At 68.2% G+C, this 18,273-nt stretch carries 13 protein-coding genes; 7 read left to right on the forward strand and 6 right to left on the reverse strand.

Annotated elements, in window-relative coordinates:
- The first annotated feature begins 29 nt into the window (after positions 1-29).
- A complete protein-coding gene (locus ASG75_RS09810; protein WP_056388392.1) occupies positions 30-911 on the forward strand; it encodes a DMT family transporter in 882 nt (293 codons plus the stop codon).
- A gap of 6 nt (positions 912-917) precedes the next feature.
- Here ASG75_RS09810 and ASG75_RS09815 read toward each other — a convergent pair whose 3' ends face one another.
- Positions 918-1,865 carry a pyridoxal-phosphate dependent enzyme gene (locus tag ASG75_RS09815; protein WP_056388395.1) on the reverse strand — a complete coding sequence of 316 codons (948 nt, stop codon included), beginning with the start codon at positions 1,863-1,865 and terminating at the stop codon, positions 918-920.
- Complete coding sequence (locus ASG75_RS09820; RefSeq protein ID WP_056388397.1) at positions 1,865-2,866, reverse strand: aldose epimerase; 1,002 nt, start codon at positions 2,864-2,866, stop codon at positions 1,865-1,867. Before ASG75_RS09820 ends, ASG75_RS09815 begins: the two co-directional genes overlap by 1 nt.
- Positions 2,867-2,935: 69 nt before the next feature.
- Between ASG75_RS09820 and pepN the strand changes: the two genes are divergently transcribed.
- Positions 2,936-5,587, forward strand: coding sequence for an aminopeptidase N (gene pepN / locus ASG75_RS09825; RefSeq protein WP_056388399.1), 2,652 nt, complete (start codon positions 2,936-2,938; stop codon positions 5,585-5,587).
- Between the two features lie 94 nt (positions 5,588-5,681).
- On the opposite strand, the gene ASG75_RS09830 is transcribed toward pepN, so the two are convergent.
- Positions 5,682-5,867: a hypothetical protein gene (locus ASG75_RS09830; protein WP_056388401.1), complete on the reverse strand. Its 186-nt coding sequence runs from the start codon at positions 5,865-5,867 to the stop codon at positions 5,682-5,684.
- 595 nt (positions 5,868-6,462) lie between these two features.
- Here ASG75_RS09830 and mnmG point away from each other — a divergent pair.
- The 3 genes from mnmG (at position 6,463) to ASG75_RS09845 (ending at position 10,289) form a co-directional block, all read left to right on the forward strand.
- Positions 6,463-8,340 (forward strand): tRNA uridine-5-carboxymethylaminomethyl(34) synthesis enzyme MnmG, encoded by a 1,878-nt coding sequence (mnmG, locus tag ASG75_RS09835; protein WP_056388403.1) that lies wholly within the window; start codon positions 6,463-6,465, stop codon positions 8,338-8,340.
- A gap of 57 nt (positions 8,341-8,397) precedes the next feature.
- The gene (locus tag ASG75_RS09840; RefSeq protein WP_056388404.1) at positions 8,398-9,177 is read left to right on the forward strand and encodes an RDD family protein; all 780 of its coding nucleotides are present in this window, start codon (positions 8,398-8,400) and stop codon (positions 9,175-9,177) included.
- A gap of 257 nt (positions 9,178-9,434) precedes the next feature.
- Positions 9,435-10,289, forward strand: a complete 855-nt coding sequence (locus ASG75_RS09845; RefSeq protein WP_056388406.1) for a winged helix-turn-helix domain-containing protein — start codon at positions 9,435-9,437, stop codon at positions 10,287-10,289.
- 130 nt (positions 10,290-10,419) lie between these two features.
- Here ASG75_RS09845 and ASG75_RS09850 read toward each other — a convergent pair whose 3' ends face one another.
- Positions 10,420-10,917: a hypothetical protein gene (locus tag ASG75_RS09850; protein ID WP_056388409.1), complete on the reverse strand. Its 498-nt coding sequence runs from the start codon at positions 10,915-10,917 to the stop codon at positions 10,420-10,422.
- 632 nt (positions 10,918-11,549) lie between these two features.
- On the opposite strand from ASG75_RS09850, the gene ASG75_RS09855 reads away from it, so the two are divergent.
- Together ASG75_RS09855 and ASG75_RS09860 are read left to right on the forward strand one after the other, a co-directional pair.
- Positions 11,550-13,886 carry a Tex family protein gene (locus tag ASG75_RS09855; RefSeq protein WP_056388412.1) on the forward strand — a complete coding sequence of 779 codons (2,337 nt, stop codon included), beginning with the start codon at positions 11,550-11,552 and terminating at the stop codon, positions 13,884-13,886.
- Between the two features lie 86 nt (positions 13,887-13,972).
- Positions 13,973-15,826, forward strand: coding sequence for an autotransporter domain-containing protein (locus tag ASG75_RS09860; protein ID WP_056388413.1), 1,854 nt, complete (start codon positions 13,973-13,975; stop codon positions 15,824-15,826).
- Between the two features lie 70 nt (positions 15,827-15,896).
- On the opposite strand, the gene ASG75_RS09865 is transcribed toward ASG75_RS09860, so the two are convergent.
- Complete coding sequence (locus ASG75_RS09865) at positions 15,897-16,781, reverse strand: YbaY family lipoprotein (RefSeq protein ID WP_056388415.1); 885 nt, start codon at positions 16,779-16,781, stop codon at positions 15,897-15,899.
- Positions 16,782-16,951: 170 nt separating this feature from the next.
- Positions 16,952-18,250: a phosphoribosylamine--glycine ligase gene (purD, locus tag ASG75_RS09870; protein ID WP_056388419.1), complete on the reverse strand. Its 1,299-nt coding sequence runs from the start codon at positions 18,248-18,250 to the stop codon at positions 16,952-16,954.
- Positions 18,251-18,273 lie beyond the last annotated feature (23 nt).

The following is an 18,273-nucleotide window of genomic DNA, read 5'->3' on the forward strand; positions in this document are numbered from 1 at the left end:
CTTGTCGCCCCACTCCGCTCCGGTTTCCCATGTCGCCCTCGCCATCACGCGGCGCGCTGTCCGCGCTGCTCGCCACCATCCTGATCTGGGCGTACAGCTGGGTGGTGATGAAACAGGTGCTGGCGTATGCCGGGCCGTTCCACTTCGCCGCGCTGCGCTACCTGCTCGGCGCCGCCGTGCTGTTCGCCGCGCTGCTGCTGTCGCGGCAATCGCTGCGGCCGCCGCCGCTGCTGCCCACGCTGCTGATCGGACTGTGCCAGACCGCCGCGTTTCAGGGGCTGGAGCAATGGGCGCTGCTCGACGGCGGCGCCGGCCACGTCGCCCTGCTCGCCTACACCATGCCATTCTGGGCGGTGCTGCTGGCGTGGCTGCTGCTGGGCGACCGCCCGACCGCACGGCACTGGGTTGGCGTGGGGCTGGCTGCGATCGGGCTGGCCTGCATCATCGAGCCGTGGCACGACATGGGCAGCGCGTTGAGCACCACGCTGGCGATCGCCGGCGGCGCCGCCTGGGCTGCCGGCACCGTGCTCAGCAAGCGCATGTTCCACCGGCACGCGCCGCCGGTGCTCAACCTCACCGCGTGGCAGATGCTGCTGGGCGGCATGGCGCTCGGCCTGCTCGCGCTGGCGGTGCCGGAGCGCGCGATCGAATGGAACCTGGCATTCACCGCCGGCCTGATCTACAGCGTGCTGCTCGCGTCCAGCCTGGCCTGGTGGCTGTGGTCGATCGTGCTGCAGCGGCTGTCCACCACCGTCGCCAGCGTATCCAGCCTCGGCGTGCCGATCGTCAGCGTGCTGCTGGCGTGGCTGATCCTGCACGAGCAGCCGTCGGCGATGGAGCTGGTCGGCATCGTGTTCGTGCTGCTGGGGTTGCTCGCGGTCAGCGGCGTCGGCGCACGGCGCCGCGGTTGATCGAACTCACCACGGCAGCACGCCGAGGTCCACGTTGCCGCCGGTGAGCACCACGCCGACGCGCCTGCCGGCGAAGCGCTGCGGCTGCTTGAGGATCGCCGCCAGCACGGTGGCGCTGGACACTTCCACCACCTGCTTCAGCTCCGACCACAGCAGCTGCATCGCGGCGATGGTTTCTGCGTCGCTGACCGTGATCACTTCGACGCGATGCGTGCGCAGCGCGTCGAGGTTGCGCTCGCCGACCAGCGCACGCAGGCCGTCGCAGACCGTGTCGGGCACCACCGTGGTGACCCGCGTGCCGTGCGCCAGCGACTGCGCCGCATCGTCGGCGCCCAGCGGCTCGGCACCGAACAGGTTCAATGCCGGATTGATCGCGTGCGCGGCGATCGCCACGCCGCTGGCCAGGCCGCCGCCACCGACCGGGGTGATCAGCGCATCCAGCCCGGGCGCCTGCTGCAGCAACTCCAGCGCCAGCGTGCCCTGCCCGGCCATCACCCGGGTGTCGGCATACGGATGCACCAGCTCCGCGCCGGTGGCGCGCTGCACCTCGGCGCACATCGCCTCGCGCGCGGCCTGGGTCGGCGCGCAGCGATGCAGGATGGCGCCGGCGCGTTCGATCGCTTCGAGCTTGGCGCGCACCGCGCCTTCCGGCACCACCACGTGCGCGGTGATGCCGCGGGTGGCGGCAGCCAGCGCCAGCGCGTTGCCGTGGTTGCCGGAGGAATGCGTGACCACGCCATGCGCGGCCTGCTCGTCGCTGAGCGACCACACCGCGTTGCAGGCGCCGCGGAACTTGAACGCGCCGCCGCGCTGCAGGTGTTCGGCCTTGAAGTGCAACTCGGCGCCGGCCAGCGCATCCAGCGCCGCGCTGCGCAATACCGGGGTCACCCGCGCGTGCGGCGCGATACGCGCGGCGGCGTCGCGGACCTGTTCGAAGCTGGGCAATGCATTCATCACGATTCGATCTCCACACCACAACGAAAACGGCGTTCGGCACCGGGCTCCAGGCGCACCGCCTCGGCGCACTCGGGCCGGTTGAACGCGTCGGCCATGCATTCCATCGGCTCCAGCGCGACCGCGCGGCGCGCATCGCGGCTTACCGTGTCGGCGGTGAACGCGTGCATCACCCCGCGTTCCTGCCAGACCGCGATGCCGAAGCCGCTGGCCGGATCGCGCAGGCGGGTGCGGATGCGGCCGTCGGCGTCCGCCTCCAGGTCGGTGTAGCCCTGGTCGAGAATGCTGTCGCCGATCCGCCGCGGCTCGCGGAAATCCAGCGCCGGCGCATCGTCCAGCGCCACGTACGCTTCCGCGCCGGCCAGCGCGATCAGGTCAGCGCCGGTACGGATCAGGGTCTGCGCGGGAATCTGCAGCTGCCAGCCATCGACCTCGCCCGCGGCCACGCGGAAATACGGATGCCAGCCGAAGAAGCACGGCGCCGCGCTGTCGCCGACGTTGCGCATGCGCGCTTCCAGGGTGAGGCCGCCGGCATCCAAGGTGTACGTCACGGCGAGGTCGATCGCGTGCGGATAACCCGGCTGCGGCCGGATCGCGGCGGTGGTCAGGGCGACTTGCGCGCGGCTGTCGTCGGCGCTCAAGGCGGTGACGTCGAAATCCACGTCGCGCACGAAGCCGTGTCGGCTGGCGCGCGCGGCGCCGGCGACGCCGGGCTGCAAATCCTGCGGCTGGCCGTCGAAGCGGTAACGCGCATCGGCGATCCGCCCGGCGAACGGCACCATGATCGCGAAGCGCGAACCGGCACGAGCAGCCACTTCGGTTGCGTCGCAATAGCCATCGGCGAGGTCGCGCGTGGTGCCGGCGAAGTTCACCTCGAAGCCGAGCAGGGCCGCGCCATGCCGCGCGATGCGGACACGCCGACTGCCGTCGGCAGCGGCCAGCACCACGATGTCCTGCCCGCCGAGACGGCTGCGTTCGGCGGCATATCGCGTCGCATTCACGGGGGTCTCTCCTGCCGTTGAAACACCCCATGTTAACCTGAGCAGTCCCCATCCCCATCGTCGTTCTCCATGCACGCACTCTCGCAACAGCCCTCAGCGTCGATCCGCCTCAGCGACTACCGCGCGCCCGCCTGGCGGGTCGAGACGGTCGAGCTGGATGTCGACCTCGGCATCGACGCCAGCGAAGTGCTTGCGCGCCTGCGGCTGCGGCGCGACCCCGCGCAGGACGCGCCGCTGCGCCTCGACGGCGAGAACCTGCAGCTGCTGTCGATCGTGCTGGATGGCCAACAGCTGCCCGCCACTGCGTACCGCTACGCCGACAACGTGCTGGAAGTCGACGGCGCCCGCGACGGCAGCGTGCTGGAAACCCGCGTGCGGCTGCGCCCGGCCGCGAACACCGCGCTGGAAGGCCTGTACCTGTCCGGCTCGCGCGAGACCGGCTTCCTGCTGACCCAGTGCGAGGCCGAGGGCTTCCGCCACATCACCTTCTTCCCCGACCGGCCCGACGTGCTGTCCAGCTACACGGTCATCCTGCGCGCCGACCGCGCGCGCTTTCCGGTGCTGCTGGCCGGCGGCAACCCTGACGGCGCCGGCGAGCTGGAGGGCGGCCGGCACTGGGCGCGCTTCGTCGACCCGCATCCGAAGCCGAGCTATCTGTTTGCCTTGGTCGCCGGCCGGCTGGAAAAGCTCGAACACGACTACGTCACCGCCGACGGCCGTGCCGTGCAGCTGAAAATCTGGGCCGAAGCCGACGCGATCGAGCGCTGCCACTACGCAATGGACGCGCTGGAACGTTCGATGCGCTGGGACGAGCAGGCCTACGGCCGCAACTACGACCTCGACGTGTTCCACGTGGTCGCCACCCACGACTTCAACATGGGCGCGATGGAGAACAAGGGCCTCAACATCTTCAACGCGAAGTGCCTGCTGGCCGAGCCGGACTCGACCACCGACGACGAATACCGCCACGTCGAGGCGGTGGTGGCGCACGAGTACTTCCACAACTGGAGCGGCAACCGCGTCACCTGCCGCGACTGGTTCCAGCTGTCGCTGAAGGAAGGGTTGACCGTGTTCCGCGAGCAGAGCTTCTCGGCCGACATGAACTCGGCGCCGCTGAAGCGCATCGAGGACGTCGCCCTGCTGCGCCGCGCGCAGTTCCCCGAGGACGCCGGCCCGCTGGCGCATCCGGTGCGCCCGGCACAGTACAGCGAGATCAACAACTTCTACACCGCCACGGTGTACGAGAAGGGCGCCGAGCTGGTGCGCATGCTGGCCGGCGCGCTGGGCCGGGACGGTTTCCGCCGCGGCATGGACCGTTACTTCGAGCGCAACGACGGCCGCGCCGCCACGCTGGAGGATTTCCTCGGCGCACTGGGCGACGCCAACGGCACCGACCTCACGCCCTACCTCGCCTGGTACGCCCAGGCCGGCACGCCGCGGCTGAAGGCGCACGGCCATTACGACGCAGCCCGGCACGAGTACACGCTGACCCTGGCCCAGCACACTCCGGGCAGCCACAACGCGGAACCTCGGCCGCCGCTGCCGATTCCGGTCAAGCTGGCGCTGTTCACCCGCCACGGTGACATGCTGCCGCTGCATCTGGACGGCCAGACGTCCAAAGCCGGCAACGAACTCGTGGTGGTGCTGACCCAGGCCGAGCAGAGCTTCGTCTTCACCCACGTCGCCACTGCGCCGGTGCCGTCGCTGCTGCGCGGGTTCTCCGCGCCGGTGATCCTGGAGTGCGACTACACGCCGGACGAACTGGCGTTGCTGCTGGCCCACGACGTCGACGGCTTCAACCGCTGGGAGGCCGGCCAGCAACTCGCCGCGCGCGCCTACGAGGACCTGCGCGACGGCACCGCCGTCATCGCCCTGCAAGCCTGGTGCGATGCGCTGGCCAAGCTATTCGACAACGACGCCATCGACGACGCACTGCTGGCCGACCTGCTGACCCCGCCGGGCGAGGTCGAGCTGGCCGAGCGTGAAAACGCGATCGATCCGCAGCGCATCCACAGCTTGCGCCAGACCCTGCAGCAGCGGCTGGCCGCACGGCTGGGCGCGGTCGCCTTGCGCCAGCGCTACATGGCCTTGGCCGCGCACACCAATACCGAACTGGACGCACCGAGCCAGGCGCGTCGCCGGCTCAAACGCCGCGTGCTGGAACTGCTGGCGCTGCTCGACCACGACGGCGCCTGCGAACTGGCGGCCGGGCAGTACCGCGACGCGCCCGGCATGACCGATCGCCTCGCCGCGCTGTCCGTGCTGGTGCGCAGCGATGCCGCGCAGGCTGCCGCGGCGCTGCACGACTATCGCGAGCGCCACGCCGGCAACGCGCTGGCGCTGGACAAGTGGTTCGCGGTGCAGGCGCAGCTGCCGGGCGAACCCGCGCTGGATCGCGTGCGACTGCTGGAGCGCGACGCCGCGTTCACGCTGAAGAACCCGAACCGGGTGCAGTCGCTACTGGGTGCGTTCGTGCGCAACAACCCCAGCGGCTTCCATCGCCTCGACGGCGCCGGCTACCGGCTGCTGGCCGAACGGCTGGTGGCGCTGGATGCATTGAACCCGCAAGTTGCGGCGCGACTGGCCACGGCATTCAACGGCTGGCAGCGGCTGGAACCGCAGCGGCGCGAGGCCGCGCGTACGGTGATCGTGGAACTGGCCGGGCATCGCGGGCTTTCCCGCAATCTGGCCGAAATCATCGGCAGCGTGCTGAATCACTGACCGGTAACGGGACTGTCGGAGCCACCGGCCGGTTCCGATGCATCGCCCGGATGTGCGTGGTGGTATCCCCACGCGCACGGGCGGGGTGGTTCATTCAGACGGCCAGGTGATCGAGCGCGTCGAGCAGGCTCTGCATGCGCGACTCCAGGTTCGGCTGCAGCACATCGCGCTCGCTGTCTTCGCGTTCGCTCAAGCCGTCGATGGCCATCTCGACCTGGCCGAGTTCGACCAGCAGGTCATGGTGCGGATAAACCGGTTGGAAATCGAAACTCATGTCCATGGCGTACCCCTCGTGGTTGATGAACAGGGGGATGCAATCGTCATGCCATGCGTGATACGGGTCACGGTCGATTTGCGCTCTTTATCACGCGACTGACGCAACACGTCAGCTGCTGCCGCGGCCCGGCACAAAATCCCCTTTCAGTCACCCCTTGTTCACGCGTTTGCGGTAAATATCGACCTGCGTTCCACGGCAGCGGCAGCTGCCTGCGTCAGACGATTTCCGGTTTCTGGCGCTCGGCAATACGGTCATCCTGGATTCCCCCTGTTCCTGAGACCGCCGGGCGCCAGATCTATCAGCACGAGGCCCCGCGGCCGCAACAGCCGCGGGGCCTCGTCTTTTCGGGCCTTACGCACTTTTCGGTTCCGCAAAAGGCGACGGCACCCCGAGGGGTGCCGTCTTGCTTCCTTTCCTGGTACGCGATCGAACCCCTGTCCGTCCGATCTCGGCGCGCGTGGTCGCGCAGCGTCTGCCCGTGAAAGTGCTGGGTTTTCGAAGCAGGAAACGTGCCATTTCATCCGATCGGCTCGCAAGGCATTGATGGCGCTACCATGGCGCCCCGTTTCGTCACTTTTTGCACGCTCAGGTCAGTTTGATGCGCCATCCGACCCACTACGACGTCATCGTGATCGGCGGCGGCCACGCCGGCACCGAGGCCGCGCTAGCCGCCGCGCGCGCCGGTGCGCGCACGCTGCTGCTCAGCCACAACATCGAGACGATCGGCCAGATGAGCTGCAACCCCGCCATCGGCGGCATCGGCAAGGGCCACCTGGTGAAGGAGATCGACGCGCTGGGCGGCGCGATGGCGCACGCCGCGGATCGCGCCGGCATCCAGTGGCGTACGCTGAACGCGTCGAAGGGTCCGGCCGTGCGCGCCACCCGCTGCCAGGCCGACCGCGCGCTGTACAAGGCGGCGATCCGCCGCATGGTGGAAACCCAGCCGAACCTCGAGCTGTTCCAGCAAGCGGTGGACGACCTGATCATCGAGCACGGCCGCGTCACCGGCGTGGTCACCCAGATGGGTTTGTCGTTCGGCGCGACGACCGTCGTACTCACCGCCGGCACCTTCCTCGCCGGCAAGATCCACATCGGCCAGGCGCAATACGCCGGCGGCCGTGCCGGCGATCCGCCGGCCAGCACGCTGGCGGCGAAACTGCGCGAGTTGCCGGTGGCCGCCGACCGCCTGAAGACCGGCACGCCACCGCGCATCGACCTGCGCAGCATCGATTTCAGCGGCCTGGAGGAACAGCCCGGCGACGCGCCGGCGCCGGTGTTCTCCTACCTCGGTTCGCGCGACGAGCACCCGCGCCAGGTCAGCTGCTGGATCACCCATACGTCCGAGCGCACGCACGAGATCATCCGTGGCGCACTGGACCGCTCGCCGCTGTACACCGGCCAGATCGAGGGCGTCGGTCCGCGCTACTGTCCGTCGATCGAGGACAAGGTGGTGCGTTTCGCCGAGAAATCGGCGCACCAGATCTTCATCGAACCGGAAGGGCTGGACACGTTCGAGATCTATCCGAACGGCATCTCCACCTCGCTGCCGTACGACGTGCAGCTCGCGCTGGTGCATTCGATCAAGGGCTTCAAGCACGCCCACATCACCCGCCCCGGCTACGCGATCGAATACGACTATTTCGATCCGCGCGGACTCAACCCGTGGCTGGAGACCAAGGCGATCCCCGGCCTGTACTTCGCCGGCCAGATCAACGGCACCACCGGCTACGAGGAAGCCGCCGCGCAGGGCCTGATCGCCGGCCTCAACGCCGCGCTGACGGTGCAGGGCAAGGCGCCGTGGTATCCGCGCCGCGACGAGGCGTACATCGGCGTGCTGATCGACGACCTCACCAGCAACGGCACGATCGAGCCGTACCGCATGTTCACCTCGCGCGCCGAATACCGGCTGCACCTGCGCGAGGACAACGCCGACCTGCGTCTGACCGAAAAAGGTTTCGAACTCGGCGCGGTACCGCAGGCGCGCTTCGACGCACTGCGCGCCAAGCGCGAGGCGGTCGAGTGCGAGCTGCAGCGCCTCGGCGCGTTGTGGGTGACCCCGGCGAACGCGCGCGGTGCGGCGGTCGAGCGCCAGCTCGGCATCGCGGTCAGCCGCGAGACCAGCGCCATCGACCTGTTGCGCCGGCCCGAACTCGGTTACGCCACGCTCACCGCCGTTCCCGAACTGGGACCGCCGGTGCAGCGCGACGATGTCGCCGCGCAAGTCGAGGTGCAGGTGAAGTACGCCGGCTATCTCGAACGCCAGCGCGAGGAAATCGAGCGCCAGCGCCGCCACGAGCACCTGGCGATTCCCGCCGGCTTCGACTACGACAAGGTGCGCGGTCTGTCGGCCGAAGTGCTGCTGAAACTGAAGCGCACGCTGCCGGCCACGGTCGGCCAGGCCGCGCGCGTCAGCGGCGTCACCCCGGCGGCGATCTCGCTGCTGCTGGTGCACCTGAAACGCCGCGACGCCGCCTGACCTGCCCACGCGGCAACATGGCATCATGCGCACCTTGACCAAGACGGGAGCGCAAGCATGGAGATCTGGATCGGCCGCGACGGCGAACGGCATGGCCCGTACAAGGAAGACGACGTGCGCCAGTGGCTGCGCAGCGGCCAGGTGAGCCCGGCCGACCTGGCCTGGTACGAAGGCCTCGCCGACTGGCAACCGCTGTCGGTGCTGTTTCCCGACATGGCCGCCGCGCCGCCGCCTGCCGCCACCAATCCCTACGCCGCACCGGCCGCCCCCTTGCTGCCGCAGACCACCGTCGCGGCACTGGAAGACCACGCCGGCTTCTGGAAGCGCGTGGCCGCCTACATCCTCGACGCCATCGTGCTGTACATCCCGCAGATGCTGATCGAGAAGGCGTTCGGCGGCGATGCCGCCAAGGCGGTGCTGAAGCAGGCCAGCCTCGACGCCATCGGCAACCCCGACGCCATGATGGCTGCCAACATGCATTACTACTCCACGATGTGGCCGGCCATGCTGCTCATCGTGGTGATGGGCGTGCTGTACTTCGCCCTGTGCGAAAGCTCGGCCTGGCAAGGCACACTGGGCAAGCTGGCGCTGGGCATCCGGGTCACCGACCTGCAGGGCAGACGGATCAGCTTCCCGCGCGCACTGGGTCGCTACTTCGCCAAGATCCTCAGCGCCATCATCCTCGGCATCGGTTTCCTGATGGTCGCCTGGACCCAGCGCAAGCAGGGCCTGCACGACATGATCTGCGACACCCTGGTGTTGAACGGCCGCGCCAGCGAGTTCAAGCATCCGGTCACGCCCTCATCGAACGAGCGCGGCAGCACGTTCAACGCCTGAGCCTGGCACCGGGCGGCCGGCGCCGCCCGGTTTCCCGCGCCCGATCCATGCACATGGAGCCGCGGCAGTTCGCCCGCAGCGCGACGGCGATCACGTGCACGCGCGCATGCAGGCAAAGCGCCCTGTGCTGACTGGCGTCATCCAGCACGCCGCGTTGGCGACCGCAAGCATGGGTCTCCACGCCGAGCCGTCGGCGTCACGCGGGACTAATCCCCGACGGCGTAAAACTCCGGTGTTCTGCGACCGAGATAAAAACCATGCCGCGGATCGAGCCTGAAAACGACGGAACCTATCAGTTCGACAACGTCCTGGTCGAGCCGGCCGCGCACAGACTGGAACGCGACGGTCGGCCGTTGCCGGTGGAGCCGAAGGCCTACATGCTGCTCCTGACCCTGCTGCGCCACGCCGGCGAGATGGTAAGCAAGGACACGCTGCTGGACAGTGTCTGGGGACATCGCCACGTCACAACCGGGGTACTCAACCGGGTGATTTCGCAACTGCGCCGCACGCTGGGCGATTCGTCCGCACAGCCGCGCTACATCGCCACCGTGCACAGCCTGGGCTACCGCTTCATCTGCGAGGTGCAATGCACGTCCCCTGCGACGGATGGCAGTATCGATTCGCCGCTAAGAACACCGCCGCCGCGCCTGCCGGCCCAGGCGCAGACCTCGGGCGGATCGGCGGAGGCCGCGCAAACTCCTTACCGCCGCCGTTTCGCCGACGGCGACCCGTTCCTGAATTTCATCGACCTGCAGCCGTGCCTGAACCAACTCGCCAACTGGGCGGCCCTGCTGCCACCAGGCGACACGCAGCGCCAAGCCATCCTCACGGTGCTGAGCCTGGAATATGTGCGCCTCCGCGAAAGCGGCATGACGACACCAACACTGGTCTACCACGAAGCGGTACTGGCCGCGCTGGAAGGTCGCCGGCAAGCCGCCATCGCCGAGCTGAGCCAGGCGATCAACGAAGGTTTCCGCGACGAGCCTGCTTTGCGCCGCGACTTGGCCTGGCGCGCGCTGGCCGATGACGCGGACTTCCGCCACCAGCTACAGCGACTCGACGCGCAGCTGGTCACCGAGCGGGTGCTGCCCGATCCACCACCCGCACGCTGACTGCGACACGGATACGGCACCGTGGCGGGCCGCAGCGCCATGCCCGATCGGCAACACGCCGCGGGGGCTGACGGCACGACACCGGCGGTCCGTCGCCGGCATCAAGCAGGCATGGCGCATCCCAGCTCAGTCAATGCTGATCTACTTCCGCCAGATGCAGGCGCCCCATCTCCCTCGACGCCAGGCTCTGGCTAGACGCGTCCCGGGAAACCAACTGGCACCGTTTGCCTTCCACCGGCACTACGCGCTTGCAATGCGCGTCCACGACGGCAACCGTGGCCCGGTTGGCGTCGAGCAGCAGAATCCGTCTGGCCATGCCGGGGCCGGACGAGTTGTCGATGGCCACCGTGACAAACGGCGACGGGGCCATACCCCGCTTGCGCAGGGCCTCCGACCTCTCGGCCTCCCGCTGCGCCTGCACGTACTGCCGATGCGTGTGGCCGACCAGGGTCTTCAATCCGTAACCGGTGTTCAAGTTGATGGCGTAGGTCTCGTATTGGCCTGGTACTGCGGTGACTGTGACACGCTGCAGCCTGGTGGTTTGTTGGGACTCGTCTTGGGCGGCACCGACGCCGCTGATGCAGGAAAGAGCGAGCGCGATGGTCGTGGCAATGATCGGGTATTTCATAAAGCCTCCAGACGGACGCTATGTCCGTTGAACGACCATAGGCCGGAGCTGCGGCTCTTATTTGAGGGATCCCGGTGGGATCGGTGTGGATACATCGATGGTTTCCGGTGGACCCGCCTGCGAAACGCGAAGGCCGAAAGACCCATGGAACCGTCGTCAGATGCGCGGCAACCGGATCGTTCCCGGGATGAGGGCTGGGCATGTACTTCCGTTCCCCCCGGAGTTCTTGCTGACGCGGAGCCTCCGACGGGAGGCATCGAGGCCGCCCTCACGCCAGCCGCTCTTGCTCCCGTCGAGTAGCTCGATGATCAACGCCTGACGTCCTGGTTCAGCCGTTTTTTGCTCGTGCCGGCGCCGACGCCACTGCCTGCAGATCGGTGGCACGAGCCGGACACGCTATCGTCCAAAGCGGCAGCACGGACGATGATGCGCACTGCCCTGTCATCGCCACTGCCGATGGACGCATGCCGGTTCGAAAAGGTGCCGTGGATCGGTATCCGATCCCGCCGGAACCCGGTTCGTACCGAACAGATGGCGAGGCTCTTCGTGGCTGGCTGAGGTATCCGGGCGGCTTGCTATCATCGACGGTTCCACCCGGCCAGCGCCGGCAACCAAGGAACCGTGACCAACTCATGCTCAGCATCGAACAACGCATTGCCAACGACATCGCCGCCCGGACCGAACAGGTACAGGCGGCGGTCGACCTGCTCGACGGCGGCGCCACCGTGCCGTTCATCGCGCGCTACCGCAAGGAAGTCACCGGCGGCCTCGACGACACCCAGCTGCGCCTGCTGGAAGAGCGCCTGCGCTACCTGCGCGAGCTGGAAGAGCGCCGCGCGGCGATCCTCGCCAGCGTCGAGGAACAGGGCAAGCTCGACGATGCGTTGAAGGCCGACCTGCTCGCTGCCGATACCAAGGCGCGACTGGAAGATCTGTACCTGCCGTTCAAGCCGAAGCGCCGCACCAAGGCGCAGATCGCCCGCGAGGCCGGGCTGGAGCCGCTGGCGACGGGCCTGCGCGACGAGCCCACGCTGACGCCGGAAGCGTTCGCCGCAGCCTTCGTCGATGCGGACAAGGGCGTCGCCGACGTGCGCGCCGCGCTGGACGGCGCGCGCGCGATCCTGATGGAGTCGATCGCCGAGGATGCGCACCTGGTCGGCGAGCTGCGCGACTGGTTGTGGTCGCAAGGCCAGATCCGCGCAAAGGTAGTCGAAGGCAAGGAGAATGCGGGCGCCAAGTTCCGCGACTACTTCGACCACGTCGAGCCGATCGCGAAGATCCCGTCGCACCGCCTGCTGGCGCTGATGCGCGCGCGCAACGAGGGCGTGATCGAACTCGAGCTCGCCCCCGCCGCCGACAGCGAGCAGGGCCACGCCGAGGGCGAGGGCCGCGTCGCCGCCCACGCGAACATCCACAACCGCGGCCGCGCCGCCGATGCCTGGCTGCGCGAGACGGTGCGCCTGACCTGGCGCGTGAAGCTGCACCTGCACCTCACGCTCGACCTGTTCGGTCGCGTGCGCGAAGGCGCCGAGGACGAGGCGATCCGCGTGTTCGGCGACAACCTGAAAGACCTGATGCTGGCCGCCCCTGCCGGCGCGAAGACGGTGATGGGGCTGGACCCGGGCATCCGCACCGGCGTGAAGGTGGCCGTGGTCGATGCCACCGGCAAGCTGCTCGCCACCGACGTGATCTATCCGCATGAACCACGCAAGCAGTGGAATGAATCGCTCGTGCAGCTGGCGAAACTGTGCAAGCAGCACGGCGTGAACCTGATCGCGATCGGCAACGGCACCGCCTCGCGCGAAACCGACAAGCTGGCCGGCGAGCTGATCAAGCTCGTGTCCGACAAGAGCCGGACCGACCACAACCTGTCGAAAGTGGTGGTCAGCGAGGCCGGCGCGTCGATCTACTCGGCATCCGAACTGGCAGCGAAGGAATTTCCCGAGCTCGATGTGACCTTGCGTGGCGCGATCTCGATCGCCCGCCGGCTGCAGGACCCGCTGGCCGAACTGGTGAAGATCGAGCCCAAGGCGATCGGCGTGGGCCAGTACCAGCACGACGTCAACCAGATCAAGCTGGCGCGCGCGCTCGATGCCCGCGTCGAGGATTGCGTCAATGCGGTCGGCGTGGACGTCAACACCGCCTCCGCCGCGCTGCTGTCGCGCGTGGCCGGCCTCAGTGCCAGCGTCGCCGAGAACGTGGTGAAACACCGCGACGCGAACGGCCCGTTCGCCAATCGCAAAGCGCTGCTGAAAGTGCCGCGCCTCGGCGACAAGGCGTTCGAGCAATGCGCCGGCTTCCTGCGCGTGTCCGGTGGCGACAATCCGCTGGATGCCAGCGCGGTGCACCCGGAAGCGTACCCGGTGGTCGAACGGATCATCGCGCAATGCGGCCGCGAGGTGCGCAACATCATCGGCGACAGCGGCTTCCTGCGCGGCCTCAAGCCCGAGCAGTTCACCGACGACAAGTTCGGCGTACCGACCGTGCGCGACATCCTGAAGGAACTGGAGAAACCCGGCCGCGACCCGCGCCCCGAGTTCGTCGCGCCGAGCTTCGCCGAGGGCGTCGAGGACGTGAAGGACCTCCGGCCCGGCATGATCCTGGAAGGCCGCGTCACGAATGTGGCTGCGTTCGGCGCGTTCGTCGACATCGGCGTGCACCAGGACGGCCTGGTGCACGTCTCGGCGCTGTCGCACACCTTCGTGAAGGATCCGCGCGACGCGGTGAAGGCCGGCGACATCGTCAAGGTCAAGGTGATGGAAGTCGACCTGCCGCGCCAGCGCATCGGCCTCAGCATGCGCCTGGACGATGAACCCGGACAGGCGCGCGGTCGTCCCGGCGCGGGCACCGACCCGCGCGGCCAGCGCGACAACCGCCCCGCGGCGCGTACCAGCGCGCCGCCCAAACCCGCTGCAGCACCTGCCAGCGGCGCGTTCGCGGACGCTTTTGCGCGGGCTCGCAAGAACTGACGCGATGGTACGGGTAGGTGCTTTCCGTTATCGTAACTGGCTTGTTGCGCGGCCCATTTCAGGGCCGCTTCCCGAGGAGTCAACGCATGCTTCGCACACGTCATCTGGCCGGCGCGATTGCCGCCGTCTTGCTGCTGGCCACCACCGCGCAGGCGGCTGATCGGTCGCCATTCGACAACGTGGTGGTGTTCGGCGACAGCCTCAGCGATGCCGGCAACCTGCCGAACTCGGTGGGCGACTACACCCGCTTCACCACCAACCCCGGCACCGTCACCGTGCAGAACGTGGCCGACAGGCTCGGCTTCGACCTGCAGCCTTCGCGCGTGGGCGGCAGCGACTACGCCTACGGCGGCGCCGGCATCACCACCAACAGCGATCCCGCACCGCAGATCCAGACCGTCACCCAGCAGGTCACCGGCTACCTGGCCGGTGGCGCCAGCGCCGACCCGCACAGCCTCTACATGATCTGGGGCGGCCCGAACGACATCTTCTATCACTCCACCCAGTACGGCATCGGCACGATCTTCCCTGGCGCCGGCGAAACCGCCGCGCAGGCCACCGCCAACATCAATGCGGCCGCCAGCCAGGAACTCGTGCTGATCAACCAGCTCAAGCAGGCCGGCGCGCAGCACCTGGTGGTGTTCAACCTGCCGAACATCGGCGTCACGCCATCGGCACAGGCAAACGAGGCGCTGGTGCCGGGGATCAGCGGTTTCCTCACCGACGCGTCGCAGTCGTACAACCAGATCCTCAACGCCGGACTCAGTGATCGCACCCTCGCGGTGAATGTCTACGCGTTGTTCGAGCAGGTACTGGCCGATCCGGCCAAGTACGGCTTCACCAACGTCAATGCGCCGGCCTGCACCACGTCCAGCTCGCACGATTGCGACGGCAGCACCCTGGTCGCTGCCGGCGCCGACCAGACCTACCTGTTCGCCGACGGCGTGCACCCGACCACCGCCACCCACGCCATGCTGGCGCAGGTGGTGTTGTCCGAACTGGCGGCGCCGCAACAGGTCTCGCTGCTGGGCGAGGCCCCGCTGTCGGCAGTCGGCGCCTACGGTCGCACCTTGAACAACCAGATGCTGAAAGACAGCCTCGGCAGCGGTACCCGCGCCTTCGTCAACATCGACTACGCCCAGCAGCGCTTCGATGCCAGTCCCAGTTCGCCGTCGGTCAACAGCGACAATGCGAACTTCACGCTGGGCTACGACATGCGGCTCAACGACAGCCTCTCGGCCGGCGTCGCGCTCGGTGCCGCCCGCAACACCGCGCACATGTCCGGCGGTGGCGGCTATCACCTGGTCGACTACTCCGGGCTGGGTTATCTCACCTGGCACGTCGGCGGCGGCTACGTCGGCGGCATCCTCCATTACGGCCAGTCCGACTTCAACCATATCGAACGCAACTTCCAGGTCGGCGCCGCACGCGTCAGCGAAGTCGGCAACACCGACGGCTCGCATGCCGGCATCAACCTCAACGGCGGCTGGTGGTTCAGCTTCGACGACATCAAGACCGGCCCGTTCGCCAGCCTGGGCTGGCAGGAGACCAAGGTCGACGGTTACCGCGAGATCGGCAACGACGCCACCGCCATGTGGTTCAGCAAGCAGCGGCGGCTGGCTCTGATCGGCACCCTCGGCTGGCGCCTGCAGGGCCACTGGCAGGTTGCCAACCTGGTCATGGCGCCGTACGCCGAGCTGGCCTGGAACCGCGACAGCAAGGCCGATGCCGTGCGCATGGTCAGCACCGGCCTGAACAGCATGAACGGCTCGTTCGCGACGGTCGGCTTCGTTCCGGACAAGGCCTGGGGCACGGTCGACCTGGGCCTGTCCGCCCAGCTCACGCCGACCGTGACCAGCTGGATCGGCTACAACGCCCGCTTCAGCGACACCAGCCAGCGCTACAACAGCTTCAACATGGGCTTTCGGATCAACTTCTGAGCCGGCCGCCAGGCCACAAAAAAGCCGCCGGGAAACCGGCGGCTTTTCATTGTCCGGACGTCCGGACGGCTTACTTGTTCTTGCCGCCGGTCGCCATGCTGAGGATGGCCGCGGCCTGCTTCTTCATCGTCGCCGCGGCAGCGGCATCGAGCGCCTGCACGTTGCCGCCGACTTCGTGCTGCTTCAGCACCAGCGTGCCGTCGTCGCTCCAGCCGGCGCGGTCGATCGCACTCGGCTTGCCGTCACGGTTCGCCTTGGTCTCCTGCACGATCGCCCACGGCTTGCCGTTCTTGTAGGCGTAATCGGTGCTGGTATAGCCCTTGTCACCGTAGTCGACTTCCTCGCGGATGTATTTCACTTCGCCGGCCTGGCGGAACAGCTGCCAGCCGCGCGAGTCGTTGGCTTCCAGCTTGGTGCCGTGGCTGATCTTCATGCCACCGATCTGCGCCTTCGCCTCGGCGAAGTCGGCCAGGATCTTCTCGCTGGGGGTCTGCTCGGCGACCAGTTCGATCACCACGCCGTCGTTCTTGCTGCCCTTGGCCAGCACCGGCGCCTGGATCGGCATCGAGTAGCTGCGGTCGCCGTCGGTCAGGATCGCCTGGATCACGTACAGGTCGTTCGGCTTCACCTCGGCCGGGTTGAAGGTCAGCGTGAACGTCTGCGGGAACGAGCCGGCCGGAGCCGTCTTGCTGGCCAGCGGGGCGGAGCCCACGGCCGTGGACGACACGTCGACCAGGTTCACCACCAGGGTGGCGTTCGCCGACGGCGCGGGCGTGCCGGCGCGCAGCGAGATCGTGCCGCTCACCTCATTCTTGACCTGGGGCGCGGTGGCAGCAGCCGTGTTCGCGGAAGCGGGCGCAGCGGAGTCCGTCTGCTGTGACGAATTGGGAGCGTTGCTGCAACCAGCCAGAGCCAGTGCCGCAACTGACATCAGCGACAAAACCGTCTTGCGCATGGGAAAACCTCATCAACGTGAAATCAAGCACGAGGTCGTTCAGGCGCTGTGCGCCACGACTTCTACGCGGGGGAAGTTCCAAGCATATCCCAAAAAGGGCAGCGCGGAAAAGTCAAGCCATCCAATGGCCTACCATGCGCCGGCGTACGCGGCCCGAAACGGCGATCGCATCAATGCCGACGCAAGGCCCGGTGCGCGATGTCACGGCGGCAGAACGCGCCGTCGTAATGGATCCGGCTGACCGCGGCGTAGGCGTTTTCGCGCGCCGCGGCGATGTCGCTGCCCAGTGCGCAGACGGTCAGCACGCGGCCGCCGGCGGTGACCACGCGCTCCGCGGCGTCGAGACGGGTGCCGGCGTGGAATACCTTCACGTCGGCATCGACCGGCGCATCGAGGCCGTCGACCGCGTCGCCCAGGCGCACCCGGCCCGGATAACCGCCGGCCGCCATCACCACGCCGATCGCCGGGCGCGCGTCCCAGCGCGCCTTGGTCTGCTCCAGCCGGCCGTCCAGCGCGGCGTCGATCAGCTCGATCAGATCCGACTTCAGCCGCAGCATGATCGGCTGGGTTTCCGGATCGCCGAAGCGCACGTTGAACTCGATCACCTTCGGCGCGCCCGACTTGTCGATCATCAGACCGGCGTAGAGGAAGCCGATGAACGGCGCGCCCTCGGCCGCCATGCCGTGCAGGGTCGGCTCGATCACTTCCTTGAGGATGCGCTGCTCGACTTCCGGGGTGACCACCGGCGCCGGCGAATACGCGCCCATGCCGCCGGTGTTGGGGCCGAGGTCGCCTTCGTCGCGGCGCTTGTGGTCCTGGCTGGAGGCCATCGGCAGCGCGTGGCTGCCGTCGCTCATCACGATGTAGCTGGCTTCCTCGCCGTCGAGGAATTCCTCGACCACCACCCGCGCCGAGGCGTCGCCAAACGCGTGCGCGCCGAGCATGTCGTGCAGCGCCAGCTCCGCGTCGGCCAGGGTCAGCGCCACCACCACGCCCTTGCCGGCGGCGAGGCCGTCGGCCTTGATCACGATCGGCGCGCCGCCGCTCTGATGGGCTTGTTCGCGCACGTACGCCAGCGCCGGATTCAGTTCGGTGAACACCGCGTAGTGCGCGGTGGGAATGTTGTGCCGCTGCAGGAAATCCTTGGCGAACGCCTTGGAGCCTTCCAGCTGCGCGGCGATTGCGCGCGGCCCGAAGATGCGCAGCCCGGCGGCACGGAACTTGTCGACCACGCCGGCCACCAGCGGCACCTCGGGGCCGACCACGGTCAGCCCGACCTTCTCGCGCTTCGCCAGCTGCAGCAGGCCATCGAGATCGTTCGCCGCGACATCGACGTTGCGCACGCCCGGTTCGCGCGCGGTGCCGGCATTGCCGGGCGCCACGATCACCTCGTCGACCTGCGACGATTGCCTGAGCTTCCACGCCAGCGCGTGTTCGCGCCCGCCGCTGCCGATCACCAGAACCTTCATCTCTGCACTCCCGGGCGCCACGC

Source organism: Rhodanobacter sp. Soil772, assembly GCF_001428385.1.
Taxonomy (GTDB): domain Bacteria; phylum Pseudomonadota; class Gammaproteobacteria; order Xanthomonadales; family Rhodanobacteraceae; genus Rhodanobacter.

Bases quoted from the DNA above. Each gene is read 5' to 3' on its own strand.
- ASG75_RS09810 (WP_056388392.1), top strand. From the start codon at position 30: ATGTCGCCCTCGCCATCACGCGGCGCGCTGTCCGCGCTGCTCGCCACC.
- ASG75_RS09815 (WP_056388395.1), bottom strand. From the start codon at position 1,865: ATGAATGCATTGCCCAGCTTCGAACAGGTCCGCGACGCCGCCGCGCGT.
- pepN (WP_056388399.1), top strand. From the start codon at position 2,936: ATGCACGCACTCTCGCAACAGCCCTCAGCGTCGATCCGCCTCAGCGAC.
- ASG75_RS09830 (WP_056388401.1), bottom strand. From the start codon at position 5,867: ATGGACATGAGTTTCGATTTCCAACCGGTTTATCCGCACCATGACCTG.
- mnmG (WP_056388403.1), top strand. From the start codon at position 6,463: ATGCGCCATCCGACCCACTACGACGTCATCGTGATCGGCGGCGGCCAC.
- ASG75_RS09840 (WP_056388404.1), top strand. From the start codon at position 8,398: ATGGAGATCTGGATCGGCCGCGACGGCGAACGGCATGGCCCGTACAAG.
- ASG75_RS09845 (WP_056388406.1), top strand. From the start codon at position 9,435: ATGCCGCGGATCGAGCCTGAAAACGACGGAACCTATCAGTTCGACAAC.
- ASG75_RS09850 (WP_056388409.1), bottom strand. From the start codon at position 10,917: ATGAAATACCCGATCATTGCCACGACCATCGCGCTCGCTCTTTCCTGC.
- ASG75_RS09855 (WP_056388412.1), top strand. From the start codon at position 11,550: ATGCTCAGCATCGAACAACGCATTGCCAACGACATCGCCGCCCGGACC.
- ASG75_RS09860 (WP_056388413.1), top strand. From the start codon at position 13,973: ATGCTTCGCACACGTCATCTGGCCGGCGCGATTGCCGCCGTCTTGCTG.
- ASG75_RS09865 (WP_056388415.1), bottom strand. From the start codon at position 16,781: ATGCGCAAGACGGTTTTGTCGCTGATGTCAGTTGCGGCACTGGCTCTG.
- purD (WP_056388419.1), bottom strand. From the start codon at position 18,250: ATGAAGGTTCTGGTGATCGGCAGCGGCGGGCGCGAACACGCGCTGGCG.